Annotated in this window: 1 rRNA gene; it reads left to right on the plus strand. The window is 50.5% G+C overall.

The features are described from left to right. Positions 1-410: ribosomal RNA gene (locus QMN38_RS26785) — 23S ribosomal RNA — on the plus strand; the annotation flags it as partial.

The following is a 410-nucleotide window of genomic DNA, read 5'->3' on the forward strand; positions in this document are numbered from 1 at the left end:
TGGTGTTACTGCGAAGGGGGGACGGAGAAGGCTATGTTAGCCGGGCGACGGTTGTCCCGGTTTAAGCATGTAGGCGGGAAGTTTAGGTAAATCCGGACTTCTTCTAACGCTGAGGTGTGATGACGAGGCACTACGGTGCTGAAGTAACAAATGCCCTGCTTCCAGGAAAAGCCTCTAAGCATCAGGTAACACAAAATCGTACCCCAAACCGACACAGGTGGTCAGGTAGAGAATACCAAGGCGCTTGAGAGAACTCGGGTGAAGGAACTAGGCAAAATGGTGCCGTAACTTCGGGAGAAGGCACGCTGATATGTAGGTGAAGCGGTTTACCCGTGGAGCTGAAATCAGTCGAAGATACCAGCTGGCTGCAACTGTTTATTAAAAACACAGCACTGTGCAAACACGAAAGT

It is taken from the genome of Citrobacter sp. R-1.5.2 (genome assembly GCF_035064245.1).
Classification (GTDB): domain Bacteria; phylum Pseudomonadota; class Gammaproteobacteria; order Enterobacterales; family Enterobacteriaceae; genus Citrobacter.